Genomic DNA, 16,822 nt, shown 5'->3' with positions numbered 1-16,822 from the left:
ACTTGGGAGCCCTTCCTCATAAGTTAGTAATATTTAAAAATTTGATTGAGGTCTATCTCTAGTCCTCTTAAGGTCGGAACTTGAATCGCTTCCTCTCTCGTAAACACACCATAAACGACATACTTCTGGTCATCTAATACATACACTTCAATGGATTCATTCATCGCATCGACAATCCAATATTCCTTTACTCCGGCCCGTTCATATAACTGATATTTTTTCCACCGATCTAATTTCACAGATGTAGGGGAGAGAATCTCGACGATTAAATCTGGTGTTCCTCTGCACCCTTTTTCATCGAGTTTCTTGGAGTCAATAACAACTGTTAAGTCTGGCTGTACAAAGTTATACACTTCGTCATCCGCTTTTTTCTCTGATTGCAAACGAACCTCAAATGGAGCGAAATATGCTTCGCCTTCCTTTTCCCGGAGAAAAAGCGAAAATTCAATTGAAAGTTCCCGCAGAACTTGCTGGTGCTTGCGAAAATGAGCTGGAGGGATCCTGATCATATCACCATCAATTATTTCAATACGCTCCCCTTCACCCCATGAAAGGTAATCAGCATATGAAGACTTTCGCTCTCCCGAATTGAAGACCACATAAATCACTCCTTTCTTGAATATATTACGCTTCCTAATCGACTCTATTATTAATTCATTTATATGTTAATCTTGTCATGAACATACTAGTTGTCTTAATAACATTTGTAGTCTCTGGTTTCACTGTTAGTACTTGTTAGGATAAAGGAAAGGGGGCTCCAAAAAGTCAGTTATCCTAACTTTTTGGACAGCCCCTTTCCATGTTCTTATTTCCGATTTGCCGCTAAAAACACTTCTTGTGCTGCTTTTACACCAGCACCTGGTTCAAAGGAGTAAGCGAAGTCTTGTAATCCAGCTTCCATTAAGGAAACGGCTTGAAGAACATCACTTGGGAAGCAATAGCCCATATGACCGAACCTGAAAATTTTCCCTTGCAGATGACCGAGCCCGCCTGCAAAATCTAAATAGTATTTTTGCTTTAGGTGCTTCATAAATGGTGCTAGTTCAATGCCCTCTGGGGCGCGGATAGCAGTAATGGTAGGCGAGGCATATTCATCGGACGCTAGCAGCCCAATGTTAAGTGCGCTCATTGATTCACGAACCATATTTTTCATAAGTTCATGTCTCGCCACGGTTTGTGCAAATCCGCCTTCTTCTTCAATAAGGTCACAAACAGCGGCTAAACCGTATATGAGCGTAACTGCTGGGGTATTCGGTGTCATGCCCTTTGCAGCCCACTCACGGTAGCTTAACAGATTTAAGTAATATGCTGGAGTTTTATTATTCTCAATGACTTTCCAAGCTCTGTCGCTGACGCTTAAGAGAGCCAGCCCCGGCGGCAGCATCATTGCTTTTTGGGACCCTGTTACTAGAATATCAATGCCCCATTTATCCATTTCTGCAGGTGCTCCGCCAATACAGCTAACCCCATCAACGATAAACAGTGCATCGGAATATGTACGAACAACATTCGCCAGCTTTTCGATTGGGTTCAGAATACCAGTTGATGTTTCATTGTATGTAGCAAAGACAGCCTTTACATCTTTCAAGGGCTTCAGGAATTCCGCTAGATCTTCTTCTGTACAAGCCTGGCCCCATTCTTTTTCAAGCTTATGTACATTAAATCCGTATCTTTCACAGATGGAAACGAAGTAATCCCCAAATGCTCCAACTGTTATTACTACTACGTTTTCACCAGGCGAAACCGTATTGACAGCTGCAGCCTCTAAAGCTGCGGTGCCGCCGGATGGCAGCAGAAGAATCTCTTGTTCTGTACCGAAAATTGGCTTTACACGGTTTGTTGTTTGGCGGTAAAGCTGAATAAACTCCTCACTGCGGTGGCTAATGATATCTTCAGCCATGGCTAGTTGAACTTTTTTTGGAATTGGAGTAGGTCCTGGGTGTCTTAGGATGTTTCTATACATAATTTTCCCTCCAGTAAAGATTACTTATTGAGTATTTTAGCCTAAAGGCACGAGGTTAACCATTATGATGATTCCCTCTATTAAAACTTATATTATTACCATATTTCCAATTTTCTAATTATAATAGTACCATATTGGTAAATATTAGTTAAGGATAAGAAATTTTTTTAATAAACAGGAGGGGTCTACCGGAATTGGCTGACAAAGTGCTGGAATTGGCTGACAAAGTAACTAATTTGGCTGATAAACTAGTGAATCTGGCTGATAAGCTTTTTATTTGGCTGACAAATACTAAAATGCAGCCCAAACAAGTATCTTATAGCTAAATATGTAGTTAGCTTTTATATAAATTTTCCTAGAGGGGGTGATTACTTGACGGTAAAAGGTTTAAATCACTTTTTATTCTCGGTTTCAGACCTAGAGAAGTCTATTGAATTTTATCAGAACGTTTTTGATGCCAAGCTATTAGTGAAGGGGAGAAACACTGCCTACTTTGATTTTAATGGAATGTGGCTGGCGTTAAATGTGGAGAAGGGTATTCCTCGAAATGAAATAGCCCATTCCTATACGCATATTGCTTTTACTATAGAAGAGCGTGATTTCGAAGTTATGTATAAAAAATTAACAGAGCTAAACGTGAATATCCTGCCTAGTCGTCCAAGAGATAAAAAGGATAAGAAATCGATATATTTTACAGATCCAGACGGGCATAAATTTGAGCTACATACAGGTACCATCCAGGATAGGCTGGGGTACTACAGGAACGAAAAAGAGCATATGGAGTTTTTTGATAAATGATTACTTAAGCGGTCACAGCCCGTTATTTTTATAAAATGACCCCAATATAAAGGCTAAGCGGACATAGGGGACCTTAATTACGAAAAAACACAGTGAAATCACTGTGTTTAAGCAAAATAGGGGAACGTGTGTCCGCAAACATAAGGATTTCCCCGTTTTTTCGCATATAACGGAACTGGTGTCCGCTTAGGCTAAACAAAGCCTTCCAGCCCTTATCCATACTTAATCCCTATACAATTATAAAATCCCCATCCCGCAACCCGTAAAAATACAGCCGATGCAGGGGTCTTGTCATGGCTACATAAAGAAGCTTAATATCTAGTTCAGAGTCGCGGTTGAATGATTCCTCAAGTGAAATGATGATCACAACGTCAAACTCCAGCCCCTTTGCCAAAAAGGAAGGCACAATGACAATTTCATCTTTCGGGATCTTTGCTTGTTCTGCGAGCAGTGTGACAGGTTCATCTGAATGCTCCTCGAAAAGCGAATAAAGAAGCTCACAATCTTTCATGGTTTTACCGATGACCGCGAAAGTTTTAAAGTTTTCTTCTTTCAGATTTGATACTTGCTCTTTAATTTGCTGAACAAGTTCTTTTCCATTTTCTCTTATTATAAATCTTGGCTGTTCTCCATGCCGGACAACGGGTTCAACTTTTGGAAAAGAATAGGGAAGGAGCTGTAACAGCGCATTTGCTTTCTCCATAATTTCAACGGTTGTCCGGTAGCTTTTTTGCAATTCTGTGTAGGTAGCCCGCGGGAAAATATTCTCTAAAACTCCATTCCACGATGTTAAGCCTCTATAGGAATGGATACCTTGTGCAAGGTCACCCACTAGCGTAAACATATCAGTATCAAGTGCTTTCTTAAGGGATAGCAGCTCCATAAAGCTGTAATCCTGTGCTTCATCAATGACAATATTTTTTGCTTTAAATTCTTTTGGAATGCCAAAAAGGTTTACTTGCAAATAAAGCAAAAGAGCAAGGTCTTCTCTTTCATATTTCTTTTTCGAGAAAAGGGTCTGGCTATAATCGCATAACAATTCTGCTTCCTGTTCGGAGAGACTGCCCTCGGCCCATTGGCGAAGCTTATCAGGATCACTAAAGAGCCCATGATAATACTGCAGGAGCGTTCTTCTCGGGAATTGTCTCATATAGGCAGGAACAGCATTACGAATGGCTTTTTTGATATCCTCAAGCCTTTGCGCTTTTTTATCTAGTGCATAAGAAACATACTGACTCCGTTTTTCCGGGTCCTTTCCATGATAAATGGCCCTTTCTATTCGTTCATCATAAAAGGTTTCGATTTTGCTAATTAAAGTTTTCTTCTTTTTCGCCACGTCATTTTGCAAAACGGCCTTGAGTTTATCAAGTCTTTTAAAAAGAGGAAGATAGTTATAGTCTGTCTTAAAGAGATGAATGAACTTCTTGTAGCTGAATAGGCGAAATTTATCGACCATGAAATCCTCTGTTGGAAAAAAGGTTTGATAAATGCTTGTTAGGTAGTTGGATAGAATGACATGAAAAATGGGAGATCCCTTTACTGATGAAATCCATGCTGACATTTGGCATTCTTTGCTTTCGGGCTCTTCCAGCAGCTGAACCAATTTATCATTATGGACAATATGAAGCTTTTGACCAAGGCATACTTGCACATACTCCTGATAAGTCGTTTGCCGGACTCTTTCAACACCTAGCTCAGGCAGCGCCTCTGATATGTAATCAATAAACAAGCGGCTTGGCGCCAAGATCATCAGCTGCTCTGGCTCAAAGTTTTCCTTGTACTGATAAATAAAATAACTGATCCGATGAAGGGCAATCGTTGTTTTTCCGCTGCCGGCAGCCCCTTGAACAATAATGGGCTTGTTTAAGTCTGCCCGGATGATTCGATTTTGCTCTTCCTGTATTGTTGAGATAATTTCTGTGAGGCGGTTGCTTGAGCTTTTGGAAAGCGACTCTTGAAGCAATTCATCTGTTGTCGTTAAGTCAATATCCCGAATTTCTTCGAGCTCTCCTTCTTCAATCATAAATTGCCGCTTTAAAGATAGATAGCCGTTAAAGCTTTCTTCATAGGAATCGTAATGAACCTCTCCAAGTCTGCCTTCATAATACAGATTGGCAATAGGAGACCGCCAATCTACAATGATTTGCTCCTGATTTTCCCTGGAATATAAGGAGGTCTTCCCAATATAGAGAATTTCCTCGTCTTTAAGATCCTGTCTTTGAAAATCAATTCTGGCAAAATAAGGTTTGTTTCGGGCCTTTTTTAAGCTTTTCAATTCATCGCGGGACATTTCAAAAAATCTGGCATTCGTTAATAGCGAAGAATAGCTTAAGCTCGATTCTAGCCAATCTACATCTTGGAAAGCATCCTTCATGTTTTCTTGAAACTGGTCTTTACTTGTTTCAGCTGTCTTGATAACGACATCCATATACTTTTTCGTAAAATCTAATCGTTGAATTTCTGCTAGAAAATCGGGGTGTTGTTCAGATGACATTCAATCTTCCTCCCATTTCTTATTCAGCCGCAATGGGGAAGTTCTTTGGAGCATGAGCGATAAGAAATTTATATTATCAGAAAAATCCACAGGAAGCAATATTTTTCCATAGGGGAGGCTAAAACCACACTTGATTTATTTTCCAATCGAGTATATAGTACATTACAACAGTAATGCACTACTTATAAGGAGGCTGGCGACGATTCTTAATACTGACGGAACAAAGCCTATTTATATACAAATTGCGGAATGGATAGAAACAGAGATTATGAATGGACATTTTAAAAGTGATGATAAAGTCTATTCCCAATACCAATTAGCGGAAATGTATACGATCAATCCGGCCACTGCTGCAAAGGGGCTTAATCTTTTAGTTGATGAAGCCATCCTCTACAAAAAAAGGGGGCTAGGCATGTTTGTCACGTTGAATGCCAAAGAGAAGATCATGAATAAACGAAAAAATCAAACATTGAAACGGTTAGTGCATGAAATTGTGTTAGAGGCAAATCGCCTGCATATTAGTGAAGCAGAATTAATTGAAATGATTAAGGATGCACAATCTGGGGAGGGTGGGCAATGAAGGTAATAGAGTGCAAGGATTTGACGAAGACCTATTTTCGGAGAAAGGTTTTAAATAATCTCTCTTTTACAATCGAAGAAAATACAATCACTGGGCTAATTGGCCGAAATGGAGTCGGCAAAACGACTTTACTTAAAATCATTGCTGGTTTCGTTAAAGAAACATCGGGAGACATTGAGGTTTTTTCGGAACGCCCTTTTGACAGTATAAATGTCTCATTGAATTCTATATTTGTAGATGACCAGATGAGCTTTCCTCCAGCCCTTCAGCTCTATGAATTATTAGGGGAGGCAAACAGATTTTATCCAAATTGGGATATGGAGTTGGCCAAACGCCTGATTAATTATTTTTCCTTTGACCTAAAGCATTACCACAATCGCCTTTCAAAAGGGAAGACTAGTACGTTTAATGCCATCGTTGGTTTAGCTGCTCGTCCATCACTAACGATTTTTGACGAACCTACAACAGGAATGGATGCAGCAGTCAGGAAGGATTTCTATCGAGCCTTGCTTAAGGACTATATTGCCCATCCAAGGACGATTATCATTTCTAGCCATCATTTGGATGAGATTGAGGATTTGTTGGAGGATGTTCTTTTGATTAAGGATGGAAGAAATCATTTGCATATGCCGATGGAAGAACTTAAGGAATGGGGCATCGGTTTAAAAGGGGAAACAACCGGTATTCAAGAGTTGATTAAGGACCGTGAGATTGTTTATGAAAAGCTGATTGGAGGAAACACACTTTACGTAGTTGTGAGAAATGATTTCTCGGAAGCCGATTTGCAGAAAGCAAAATTTGCAGGTGTGGAGATGACTGCAGTTTCTCCTAGTGATTTATGTGTCTATTTAACGAACGAAACGAAGGGGGGAATTGATGATGTCTTTAAGGGCCGCTAACTTAACCGATATTGTGAAAAGGCAATATTTATTCAAGCTTAAGGCGAATATCGACTCATTAAGTGCACTTGTAGGAATTCAGCTGCTAGCTATGCTGTTTTCAATGGGTGGGGCTAATTCATTTCATTCCTCGGGAAACTACATGGTTTTAAACGTCAGTTATTTATCAGCAGATGTTATCATTGCTTTCACAATGATCTGGGCCTTAGTTACCGGTATTACGATTACAACGAAGCCCCATCGTCACTTTGATTTTACATTTGTGACTAATCGTCTCAGCAGCAGCTTAGCCAATATCATTTTTCTGTTTTCAGCAAGCATCCTCGGTGGGATTACGGCGATGTTAGCTAGAAGCTTACCTTTAGTTGTCAAAAATATGTTCTTTGGTGAACAGTTTTATAACCTTCCAATAACAACTGCAGAATTTCTTCTTGGTGTTGCAGCAACGGTTTTATACTTGTTCGGCATCAGCGCAATTGGCTACTTTATTGGGTCGCTCGTACAAATAAGCAAGCTGTTTGTTGTTTTCATTCCTGTCCTGATTATCGGGCTGATGTTCCTTGATGGGGTCATGAATAGGGAGCCATTTTTAGTGAATGTTTTCCAATTCTACCTAATGGAATCATCCATCGGATTGTTCATTATAAAAATGGTTGTGACGTCTGCCTTATTTTTCATTGGATCCATTGGCATCCTAAATCGGATGGAGGTTAGACGATGAATATTATGTTACCCTTGTTGCTGATTGCTGCATTTATTATCTTGGTTATGATTGTAACTAGTTTAAATGCAAAAAGAAAAATCATAACAGTAAAGGTTACCCATTGGTTGCTAATAATTTATGTTGGCGTGCTCCTGCTCTCTGCCTTTTATCTGACGTTATGGCCGCAAGACCGTGAAGCTAGTCGGGAGACAAAGGAAAATTGGAATGAAGACTTGGTAAGGGACCATTTCTACAATTCTTTATTTGAAGGGAAAGTTGATCAACTAGAGGGCAGGCAATTAATTAATGCAAAGAATTATGATTATGCTAACAACACAATTAATATCGAAATAACGGGTTATGATTACCGTATTTTTGTGGAGCGAAAAGACGATGATGATGGTGTCATCGAAGCTCGAGTTTATACGGATGGTTTGATTGTGGGTGGATTTGATTTTACAAATAAAATAACTCCTGTTAATTTCAGGTTAAACGATGATACACTAAAAATAAACTATCCTAGCCATCAAATGATAAATATCTCAGTGGCCAGAAAGGAATTTACAATTAATCAATTTACAGGCCAACATCCAATAAATGATGTCATTGGAGATGGAGCATTAGCTGTATATTTAATTATTCCTAAATCACTTCAATTGCAAAGCCAAGTGGCAAACATTCAATATGTAAATGAGTAAGGGGCCTAGCAAAGGTGCCAGGCACCACGAATCTTGAGGATGTTTATCGTGGAGCCAGGCACCTTATAGGAAAGCCCCAAGGAGGATGATCATTTTGGAACAGGATAAGCAGCCTTATATGTCAAAGGAACTTGATGAGGAGACTCTTTTTATTGTTTCTCAAACCTTTAAAGCCTTATCAGATCCGACTCGGATCCGGATCCTGCATTTATTATTCGAAGGGGAGCATTCGGTAAATGAGATTGCTGAAAGCCTATCATTGCTCCAATCAACCGTATCACACCAGCTTCGTTTCTTGAAAAATTTACGCTTAGTCAAATTTAGACGAGAAGGTACGTCCCTTTTTTATTCTTGTGATGATGATCATGTGATGGATATATTAAAACAAACAATTGAACATGCGAACCATCATTAATTACAGCTTCCATGATGATTCGGACAGCCGAATTCACCTTTTTCAACTTGAATGGTGCTATGGTCAATGCCGAAATCATCATGGAGGATGGACTGGGCATGATGTAGAACGACATCGTGAACTCCGGTATCTTCAATGACAATATGGCAGCTTAATAAAGGCATACCAGATGTAATGGACCAAATATGAATATCATGGACCTCATTAACGAATGGAATTTTATGAAGAGCTGCTTTAACCTTCTCAATCTCAATATGGGCGGGGGAGCCTTCCATCAAAATGTGCAAGGATTCCTTCGTTACTCTCCAGCCGCTTACAATGATGAGACCGGCCACAATACTACTTGCAATCGGGTCAGCGATTCCCCATCCAAAAAACATCATGAGCAGTGCGGCAATGATCGCTCCTACAGATCCAAGCATGTCGCCGATTACATGAAGAAAAGCACTTCGGACATTTAAATTTTCCTCTTTATCCCCCCTCATTAATATCCAGGCTGCAAGAATATTGACTACTAATCCAATGGAAGAAACAATCAGCATTCCAACGCTTTGAACCTCCGGAGGATTGAAAAAACGATGGTAGGCTTCGTAAAATATATAAAGCGAAATAAGAATTAGTGTGATTCCATTTAAAGCTGCAGCGATAATTTCAAACCTCTTATAGCCAAAAGTTTTTGATTCTGAAGCTTTTTTCTCTCCAAGTTTAATAGCAAATAGACTCAAGCCCAATGCTACTGCATCACTAAGCATATGACCTGCATCGGAAAGAAGCGCTAAACTATTTGTCATAATCCCGCCAATTACTTCAATAACCATGAAGGAAGCTATTAAGAGAAAGGCAATAAACAACGCTTTCTTATTTTCAATGTTTCCATGTGAGTGGTTATGTCCATGAGCATGACCATGGCCATGGTGGTGACCCATAGTAAAACCTCCTATTTTCATATATGAATACATAATCATATATATAGTATGACAAAAGCCGCAAAATGTTTCAACTGTTTGTTGGAAAAAAGAAAATAAGCTGCCTCCTATAAGAAATAAAAGGGAGGCAGCTTGATATTTTTGGAGGTTAAATAAAAATTAGTTATTACAATACCTTACTTAAAAATGCCTTTGTACGTTCATGCTGAGGGTTTCCGAACAACTCATTTGGTTCATTTTCTTCCACAATATAACCGCCGTCCATGAAGATCACTCGGTCACCAACTTCACGGGCAAATCCCATTTCATGCGTGACAACGACCATAGTCATTCCCTCTTTAGCCAACTGCTTCATTACCTCCAGCACATCACCGACCATTTCAGGGTCAAGTGCGGATGTCGGCTCATCAAACAGCATGATTTTTGGATTCATAGCTAGAGCTCTAGCTATGGCAACACGCTGCTTCTGACCGCCAGATAATTCCCCTGGGAAGCTATTGGCCTTATCTTTAAGCCCAACCTTATCTAGAAGATCGAGTGCTAATTTCTGAGCAGCCTCTTTCGCTGTTCCGTGAATTTTTATGGGGCCAAGTGTAATGTTCTCCATGACCGTTTTGTGAGGGAAAAGATTAAATTGCTGGAAAACCATTCCAACATCTTGTCTGACTTTGTTTATATTTATTTTTGTATCTGTAATGTCATGTCCGTTAATGATGACCTGACCGCCAGTAATATCTTCAAGACGATTCATACACCGTAAAAAGGTGCTTTTTCCAGAGCCGGAAGGTCCAATTACACAAACTACTTCTTTTTCCTTAATTTCAGCGTTTATATCTTTTAGTACTTCTAATTGGCCAAATGACTTTTTTAGGTTTTTTACTTGAATAATACTCATCGTAATTCAAATCTCCTTTCCAGGAAGCTAGCAAGCAAGGAAATTAAATAAATAACAATAAAATAAATGACGCCAACGGCAAGCCAAATATTAAATGCCTCAAAAGTAGCGGCGGATTGAATATTGCCTTGCTGTGTTAAATCTGCAATTCCAATGATGGAAAGTAGGGAGGTATCCTTTAAGCTAATAATTGATTGATTCGTAATGGTGGGCAGCATTCTTCTAAAAGCCTGAGGAAGTACAATATAACGCATAGCCTGAGAGCCTGTTAAACCAATAGACCTTGCCGCTTCGGTCTGACCCTTATCAATAGATTGTATACCTGCACGGATGATTTCTGAAAAATAAGCACCAGCATTAATAGCAACCGTAATAATACCTGCTGTTGTATTGTTCAGTGAAATAAATCCAAATGTATTTAATCCAAAGTAAATGAAGAATAACTGAACAATAAACGGTGTTCCACGGATCGCATCGACAAAAACCTTTGCAATTATTTTAAGAATCTTAAACGGGGAAAGTCTAAATAAAGCTATAACGAGACCAATTAAAAAGCCTAGAATGATGGCAATGATAAAAATATAGGCGGTTACTTGCAGCCCCTTTAATAAATAAGGAAGGACAGATAAAATTGTCTCCATCTTGAAGTCATCTCCTTTCAAAGAAAGCGCGCTTGTGGGCGCGCTTTAATGTTGTTTCTCAGAATATTACTCACCAAGGTAAGTTTTTAGAATTTCATCATATTTTCCATTTTCCTTTAGTTCAGCAAGACCTTTATTGATCTTTTCCAGCACGTCTTGATTTTTGCCTTTTAATACGGCAATACCGTATTTGTCATCATTTAAGCGTTCACCAGTAATTTTTAATCCAAGGTCTTTTTGTGCGATTGCATAAGCGATAACTGGATAATCTTCAATAAGAGCATCAGCATTTCCGTTTGCTACTTCTTGGAACATTGATGGGCTATCTTTAAATTGAACGACTTTAAAGCCTTTGCTATCAGCATTTTGTTGTGCAAAAAGTGCACCTGAAGTTCCGTTTTTCACAGCTACCGTTTTGCCTTTTAGGTCATCAATAGTTGTAATATCGCTATTGTCCTTTTTCACTACTAATGTAATACCCGCATCAAAATACGGCTCAGCGAAATCAACAATTTTCTTTCTCTCTTCTGTAATACTCATTCCTGCAATCGCAATATCAAGCTGGTTCGCTTGCATAGCTGGAATGATTCCACCGAAATCCATTGGGTTTAACTCAATTTTAAATCCTTGGCTTTCAGCAATTGCATTGATTAATTCGATATCAATTCCTTTATATTCTCCATTCTCTTCAAACTCAAACGGAGGATAAGTTGTATCTACTCCAACTTTATATACTTTAGAATCTTCAGCAGATGAACCTTCGCCTGACTTTCCTTCATTTTTACTTGTTCCGCAAGCAGCTAGCAGAAGGCTGAGAATAAGAAATAAACTCAATAAACTAAATTTTTTCATTTTCCAATCACTCCCCATATTCTGATAATTTTTGTTTTATGAATATTTACAAATATATCATAAAACGCTAAAAACGCAACTTAATTCGACAAAAATTAGTATTTGAACTAATAAAATTCTTATTCCAAAATAGTTTAATTTTGCTGGCAGTAAAAAAAATCAGGACCAAATCGTAATTGATTTGACCCTGGATGTATTAGTTTATTCTATTGGCTCTTTTCTTATATAGTCCGAATATTGCAGAATGTGCAATGTGTTATTGCTCTTTTTTTGCAATCCCTTAGTGTTCTTGGATTTCTTCATCGTTTTTCGATTATATAACGAAGCGGGTTGCTTTGCACTTGGTGCAGTGTACAGAATATTATCGCTGATAAACGATCCGCCGGGCATATAGTAACGCATCCCGAGAAGGTTATTTTCGTATTGAAAAAGATTATGGCCGATCATTTGCTTATCATGCTCAACTCCAAGAAGATTAAGAAGGGTTGGCATGAGGTCTATTTGACCGCCAAGTCTAGAGTAAGTTTCCCCCATAAAAATATCCGGCACGGTGAAAAGAACAGGTACTGTAAAGCGATCATGGAGATTATAGCGATGACCGAGCGTTTTCTTTAACAGCTCCTGATCCGTTTCTGTTACGGGTGCTCCGTGTAATCCAGAATGATCCCCGTATATTAACAAAATCGAATCGTTATAAATCCCAAGATCCTTCAGTTTTTGAACAAACCAGCCGATTTGTTCATCCGTATAGCGTACCGATTGTAAATAATTTCCGACATATGTCCCGTTAAACTCTTCAGGCAAATCCAGATATTCCATTTCGGCTGGCATTTCGAAAGGGGTATGACTTGTTAGGGTAATGATATTCGAATACATTTTCTCATGTGTTTCAAGCTGGTCTGATAATTGGGAAACGACATAGTTAAATAATATTTCATCGGCTGGGCCGAAGCCAATTAGTTTTTTGTTCGGGATTTCGCTGCTTGTAAATACATAATCAAAACCAAGTGCAGGATATAATTTATCGCGGCTCCAATAAGTGATATCATCCGCATGATAGGTAGCCGTACCATAACCATGTTTTTTCAATGTGCGGACCAGTGAAGGAATCTTACTGCCATCAATGACATTTACAGTTGGATCCATGCCCTCTGGATAAAGGGATGTATGCATGAGCCACTCCGCATCTGATGTGTTGCCAGCGCCAATTTGCTGATAGACATTATTGAAATAAGCACTATCCTTTAGAAGGTCATTCAAATGCGGCGTTATTTCCTGTCCCTCTATCGTTTGATTAATAGTGAATTCCTGCAAGGATTCTACTTGAATCACAAATACATGACGATCCTTTGCGATGCCATAGGTCCGCTGCTCAGCAAAAGGGACATACACATTGCCTTTTAACTTCGCTAACTCCTCATCTGATAAATGTTCATTTTGAGCAAAGGCTGTGCCAAATCCGCGTTCATACATTTGCACAAATTGAGATTGAATATATCCATGCTTCTTGGCGAAATAGGATACATCCACTAAAGGATAGAAAAAGGCAAGAACGGTAGTAGCGAATCCTAAATAGGTTAATCCGATCGTCCATCTTTTGGCATGTAAGAAATTTTGTCTATCTGATTTTGTAAAATACCAAAGTAGCGGAAGAATCAATGCTACATCTAAGAAAAATAAGAAATCATAAGGAGTCCCAAGCAAAGCAACTGTCCCTTTGACAGAGTTTGATTGATAGATTTGCTTTACATCATAATAGGAAGGGACTGTTGAAAAATATCTAGTGTAGAAAACAACAACGATAAAAAGGACGGACAATCCAAAATTATAAAGCCAGATTGTTAGCCATTTTCGTTTTTTACTTATAAGAATGAAAATGGTCAAGCCAAGTGCCCACATCGGAAACTCTATTAACAGAATGTGGGGAAAAGATTTGTTATCAAAAATAACAATTTGGAAAGCAGTAATTTTTATCAAAAGAATAAGCATGATCAAGGTAAATGGCTTGAATATGACACTTTTTACTTCTTTTGGCCAGAACTTATTCATAGGCAAAGGCACCTCTTGACATAATAATCATTCTAAACTTTATCAAATAAACCTCAATTCGCGCAAACCATATATATGAGATGAAATAATTTTTATGTATGGGTCAAGGATTCGTTTGCTTTAGGTGTATTTAAAAGAAAATAGAGAAAAGATATAGGTAAATAATTTTTATTGAAGAAGCACTTGTTTTTTTTGCAGAATCCTACTATAGTAATCTGGTGATGACAACTGTCAAGACAGGAGGAGAACAACATAGCAGAGAAAACTATTTCGCAGAGAAAGCTGCTAGGCATTGCGGGGCTAGGATGGATGTTCGACGCAATGGATGTCGGCATGCTTTCATTTATTATTGTAGCACTTAAAAATGATTGGGGCTTGACACCAGCTCAAATGGGATGGATTGGAAGTGTTAATTCAATAGGGATGGCTGTAGGTGCGCTCGTCTTTGGCTTGTGGGCAGATCGTATCGGCAGAAAGAATATTTTTATTATTACTTTGCTCATGTTTTCACTTGCAAGCGGATTTTCAGCATTCACAACAACACTCGCAGCATTTCTAATTTTACGCTTTTTCGTTGGAATGGGTCTTGGAGGGGAATTGCCTGTTGCCTCAACACTCGTTTCGGAAAGTGTACCAGCTAAAGAACGTGGGAAGGTTGTCGTGCTGCTTGAAAGCTTTTGGGCGTTTGGCTGGTTGCTTGCTGCACTTATTTCATATTTTGTTATTCCATCATATGGTTGGAAAATCGCACTTATTCTAGGTGCACTTCCTGCCTTTTATGCCATTTACTTGCGTTTGAATCTGCCGGATTCTCCAGCATTTTCACCAAAAAAAGTGGAAAAACGGACGGTTAGACAAAACATCCGCGAAGTCTGGTCGAAAAAGTATGCCCGCTCCACCTTGGTGTTATGGACTGTCTGGTTTACAGTCGTTTTTTCATACTATGGCATGTTCCTATGGCTTCCTAGTGTTATGGTCATGAAAGGTTTTAGCATGATTCAAAGCTTTGAATATGTTTTGATCATGACACTCGCTCAACTGCCTGGTTACTTTACCGCTGCATGGCTGATTGAGCGTGTAGGAAGGAAATTTGTGCTGGCTACCTATTTACTTGGCACAGCCGGTTCAGCTCTTGTTTTCGGAAACGCGGAAACGACAGCCGTGCTGATCACAGCAGGAATTTTATTGTCATTCTTCAACCTAGGAGCATGGGGTGCACTGTATGCCTATACTCCGGAACAATATCCGTCTGTCATTCGCGGCACTGGCTCCGGAATGGCCGCATCTATCGGACGGGTGGGAGGAATACTCGGACCGCTGCTAGTAGGCTCACTAGTTGCGGCAGGCTACTCAATTGGCATCATCTTCGGCATATTTTGCGTGAGCATTATTATAGGTGTTATTACCCTTGTTTTCCTTGGCAGGGAAACACGCCAAATTGAATTAACATAAATTAAACAATTTAAGAAAAAAGCTCAGGAGACGGTATTTGTCCGCTACCTGGGCTTTTTTTCTATTTTTTCCAAAAAGGTATAAAAGTAAATGATATAAAAGCAAGTAGGTATTATGGCATGTCTAGGGGGATGAATTTACAAAAAATAATATACTAAACAGTCCTACTTTTACTTCTAGGAAATATACATAGGGAGAAGGCTTGTATAAAAAAAGAAAGTAGGAGGGTCAATATGAAGCTTAAAAAGTCTTTAGCACTATTTTTGACAGGAGGATTAATAGCAGGGATTCTAGCCGGCTGTGGTCCAAAATCAGAACCAGGAAGCTCAGGTTCAGGTGAGCAAAAAGATTCGACCGTTATAAAAATTGCTACACAGACTCCGCTCTCAGGTGGAAGTGCAACGATAGGTGAAGCCATTAAGCTAGGTGCACAGCTTAAATTAGACGAAGAAAAGGCCAAATTTAAAGATTTGGGCTTTGAACTGCAGCTTGTTCCTTATGATGACCAAGCGGATCCAAAAAAAGGCGTGGCCAATGCACAATTAATAGGGTCGGATAAATCAATCCTTGCTGTTGTCGGTCACTTTAATTCAGGTGTGGCGATTCCTTCATCAGAAGTATATGAAAAATATGCGATTCCAATGGTTTCTCCTGCTAACTCAGCAACAGATGTTACGGATAGAAAATTAAAAACTGTCAACCGTATTGTTGCCCGTGATGACTTTCAAGGTCCTGCAGGTGCTGAATTCGCCGTGAACACATTAAATGCAAAGAAAATCTTTGTCGTTCAAGATAAAACAGCATATGGTACTGGTCTAGCAGAGGCTTTTATTAAAGCTGCGGAAGAAAAGGGTGCTGAAATTCTTGGATTTGAAGGGATTACGGTCGGAGAAAAAGACTTCAATGGTGTTGTTAACCAAATTCTTTCCAAGAAGCCAGATTTAGTATTCTTCGGAGGAATCTATTCAGAAGCAGGTCTGTTAATTAAACAATCACGCGAAAAAGGCATCGATGTTCCGTTTTTAGGGGGAGATGGACTGGACTCTTCTACTCTTGTTGAAATTGCTGGAGATGCCGTTAAAAATACGTACATTACTGCTTTAGCAGGGGATTCTACTAAAACAGAAGAAGGTAAGAAATTTGTAGAAAAATACAAGAGCACATTTAACAAAAATACGGAATCCTACTCCGTATACGGTTATGACACGATGGGGCTAGTTTTAAAAGCGATTGAAGATTCGATTAAAGCAAATGACAATAAAATGCCATCACGTGAACAAGTAAGAGATGCCGTTCGCGCCACGAAGGACTACCAAGGTGTTCTGACAAAAGTTAGCTTTGACGATATAGGAGACAATGATTTTGCAAAAGTATTCATTTATCAGTTCACGGAAGTTAGCTATCCGCCAGAAGCTGTAGGTGAAATTAATAAATAGGCTTCTTTGGCCGAAAGGGGT

17 protein-coding genes are annotated in these 16,822 nt (G+C 39.2%); 9 read left to right on the top strand and 8 right to left on the bottom strand.

From position 1 onward, the window contains the following. Positions 1-23 precede the first annotated feature (23 nt). A complete protein-coding gene (locus tag AR328_RS11790) occupies positions 24-599 on the bottom strand; it encodes a Uma2 family endonuclease (RefSeq protein ID WP_066295198.1) in 576 nt (191 codons plus the stop codon). A 206-nt stretch (positions 600-805) separates the two neighbouring features. Next, the gene (locus tag AR328_RS11785; RefSeq protein WP_066295197.1) at positions 806-1,963 is read right to left on the bottom strand and encodes a pyridoxal-phosphate-dependent aminotransferase family protein; all 1,158 of its coding nucleotides are present in this window, start codon (positions 1,961-1,963) and stop codon (positions 806-808) included. A 194-nt stretch (positions 1,964-2,157) separates the two neighbouring features. On the opposite strand from AR328_RS11785, the gene AR328_RS23310 reads away from it, so the two are divergent. Beyond that, positions 2,158-2,289 carry a hypothetical protein gene (locus AR328_RS23310; protein WP_269433516.1) on the top strand — a complete coding sequence of 44 codons (132 nt, stop codon included), beginning with the start codon at positions 2,158-2,160 and terminating at the stop codon, positions 2,287-2,289. Positions 2,290-2,335: 46 nt separating this feature from the next. After that, the gene (fosM, locus tag AR328_RS11780; RefSeq protein ID WP_066295196.1) at positions 2,336-2,761 is read left to right on the top strand and encodes a FosM family fosfomycin resistance protein; all 426 of its coding nucleotides are present in this window, start codon (positions 2,336-2,338) and stop codon (positions 2,759-2,761) included. 229 nt (positions 2,762-2,990) lie between these two features. On the opposite strand, the gene helD is transcribed toward fosM, so the two are convergent. Continuing rightward, positions 2,991-5,255: an RNA polymerase recycling motor HelD gene (gene helD, locus AR328_RS11775; protein WP_066295195.1), complete on the bottom strand. Its 2,265-nt coding sequence runs from the start codon at positions 5,253-5,255 to the stop codon at positions 2,991-2,993. Positions 5,256-5,457: 202 nt separating this feature from the next. Here helD and AR328_RS11770 point away from each other — a divergent pair, with 202 nt between their 5' ends. The 5 genes from AR328_RS11770 to AR328_RS11750 all read left to right on the top strand — a co-directional run bounded on the left by AR328_RS11770 (position 5,458) and on the right by AR328_RS11750 (position 8,550). Then, on the top strand, positions 5,458-5,835 hold the full coding sequence (locus tag AR328_RS11770) for a GntR family transcriptional regulator (RefSeq protein WP_066295254.1): 378 nt from the start codon (positions 5,458-5,460) through the stop codon (positions 5,833-5,835). Beyond that, positions 5,832-6,734 carry an ATP-binding cassette domain-containing protein gene (locus AR328_RS11765; protein ID WP_066295194.1) on the top strand — a complete coding sequence of 301 codons (903 nt, stop codon included), beginning with the start codon at positions 5,832-5,834 and terminating at the stop codon, positions 6,732-6,734. The genes AR328_RS11770 and AR328_RS11765 overlap by 4 nt, the downstream gene beginning before the upstream one ends. Next, positions 6,712-7,455 (top strand): hypothetical protein, encoded by a 744-nt coding sequence (locus AR328_RS11760; RefSeq protein WP_156422682.1) that lies wholly within the window; start codon positions 6,712-6,714, stop codon positions 7,453-7,455. Before AR328_RS11765 ends, AR328_RS11760 begins: the two co-directional genes overlap by 23 nt. After that, entirely contained in the window at positions 7,452-8,135 is a 684-nt protein-coding gene (locus AR328_RS11755; RefSeq protein WP_066295192.1) for a hypothetical protein, read from the top strand. The genes AR328_RS11760 and AR328_RS11755 overlap by 4 nt, the downstream gene beginning before the upstream one ends. Before the next feature lie 118 nt (positions 8,136-8,253). Continuing rightward, entirely contained in the window at positions 8,254-8,550 is a 297-nt protein-coding gene (locus tag AR328_RS11750; protein ID WP_191969124.1) for an ArsR/SmtB family transcription factor, read from the top strand. Here AR328_RS11750 and AR328_RS11745 read toward each other — a convergent pair. The 5 genes from AR328_RS11745 to AR328_RS11725 form a co-directional block, all read right to left on the bottom strand. Beyond that, a complete protein-coding gene (locus AR328_RS11745) occupies positions 8,547-9,476 on the bottom strand; it encodes a cation diffusion facilitator family transporter (RefSeq protein ID WP_066295190.1) in 930 nt (309 codons plus the stop codon). The genes AR328_RS11750 and AR328_RS11745 overlap by 4 nt on opposite strands. A gap of 166 nt (positions 9,477-9,642) precedes the next feature. Further along, positions 9,643-10,371, bottom strand: coding sequence for an amino acid ABC transporter ATP-binding protein (locus AR328_RS11740; protein ID WP_066295189.1), 729 nt, complete (start codon positions 10,369-10,371; stop codon positions 9,643-9,645). Next, the gene (locus AR328_RS11735) at positions 10,368-11,012 is read right to left on the bottom strand and encodes an amino acid ABC transporter permease (RefSeq protein ID WP_066295188.1); all 645 of its coding nucleotides are present in this window, start codon (positions 11,010-11,012) and stop codon (positions 10,368-10,370) included. Before AR328_RS11735 ends, AR328_RS11740 begins: the two co-directional genes overlap by 4 nt. 66 nt (positions 11,013-11,078) lie before the next feature. Further along, a complete protein-coding gene (locus tag AR328_RS11730) occupies positions 11,079-11,864 on the bottom strand; it encodes a transporter substrate-binding domain-containing protein (RefSeq protein ID WP_066295187.1) in 786 nt (261 codons plus the stop codon). 201 nt (positions 11,865-12,065) lie between these two features. After that, the gene (locus tag AR328_RS11725; protein ID WP_066295186.1) at positions 12,066-13,913 is read right to left on the bottom strand and encodes an LTA synthase family protein; all 1,848 of its coding nucleotides are present in this window, start codon (positions 13,911-13,913) and stop codon (positions 12,066-12,068) included. 309 nt (positions 13,914-14,222) lie between these two features. Here AR328_RS11725 and AR328_RS11720 point away from each other — a divergent pair, with 309 nt between their 5' ends. Together AR328_RS11720 and AR328_RS11715 are read left to right on the top strand one after the other, a co-directional pair. Beyond that, positions 14,223-15,365, top strand: a complete 1,143-nt coding sequence (locus tag AR328_RS11720) for an MFS transporter (protein ID WP_156422681.1) — start codon at positions 14,223-14,225, stop codon at positions 15,363-15,365. Between the two features lie 233 nt (positions 15,366-15,598). Further along, positions 15,599-16,801, top strand: coding sequence for a branched-chain amino acid ABC transporter substrate-binding protein (locus tag AR328_RS11715; RefSeq protein WP_066295184.1), 1,203 nt, complete (start codon positions 15,599-15,601; stop codon positions 16,799-16,801). Positions 16,802-16,822 lie beyond the last annotated feature (21 nt).

The sequence above is a fragment of the Bacillus sp. FJAT-29937 genome, assembly GCF_001509555.1.
GTDB lineage: Bacteria > Bacillota > Bacilli > Bacillales > Cytobacillaceae > Cytobacillus.
This window is presented reverse-complemented; position numbering and strand designations above follow the sequence as displayed.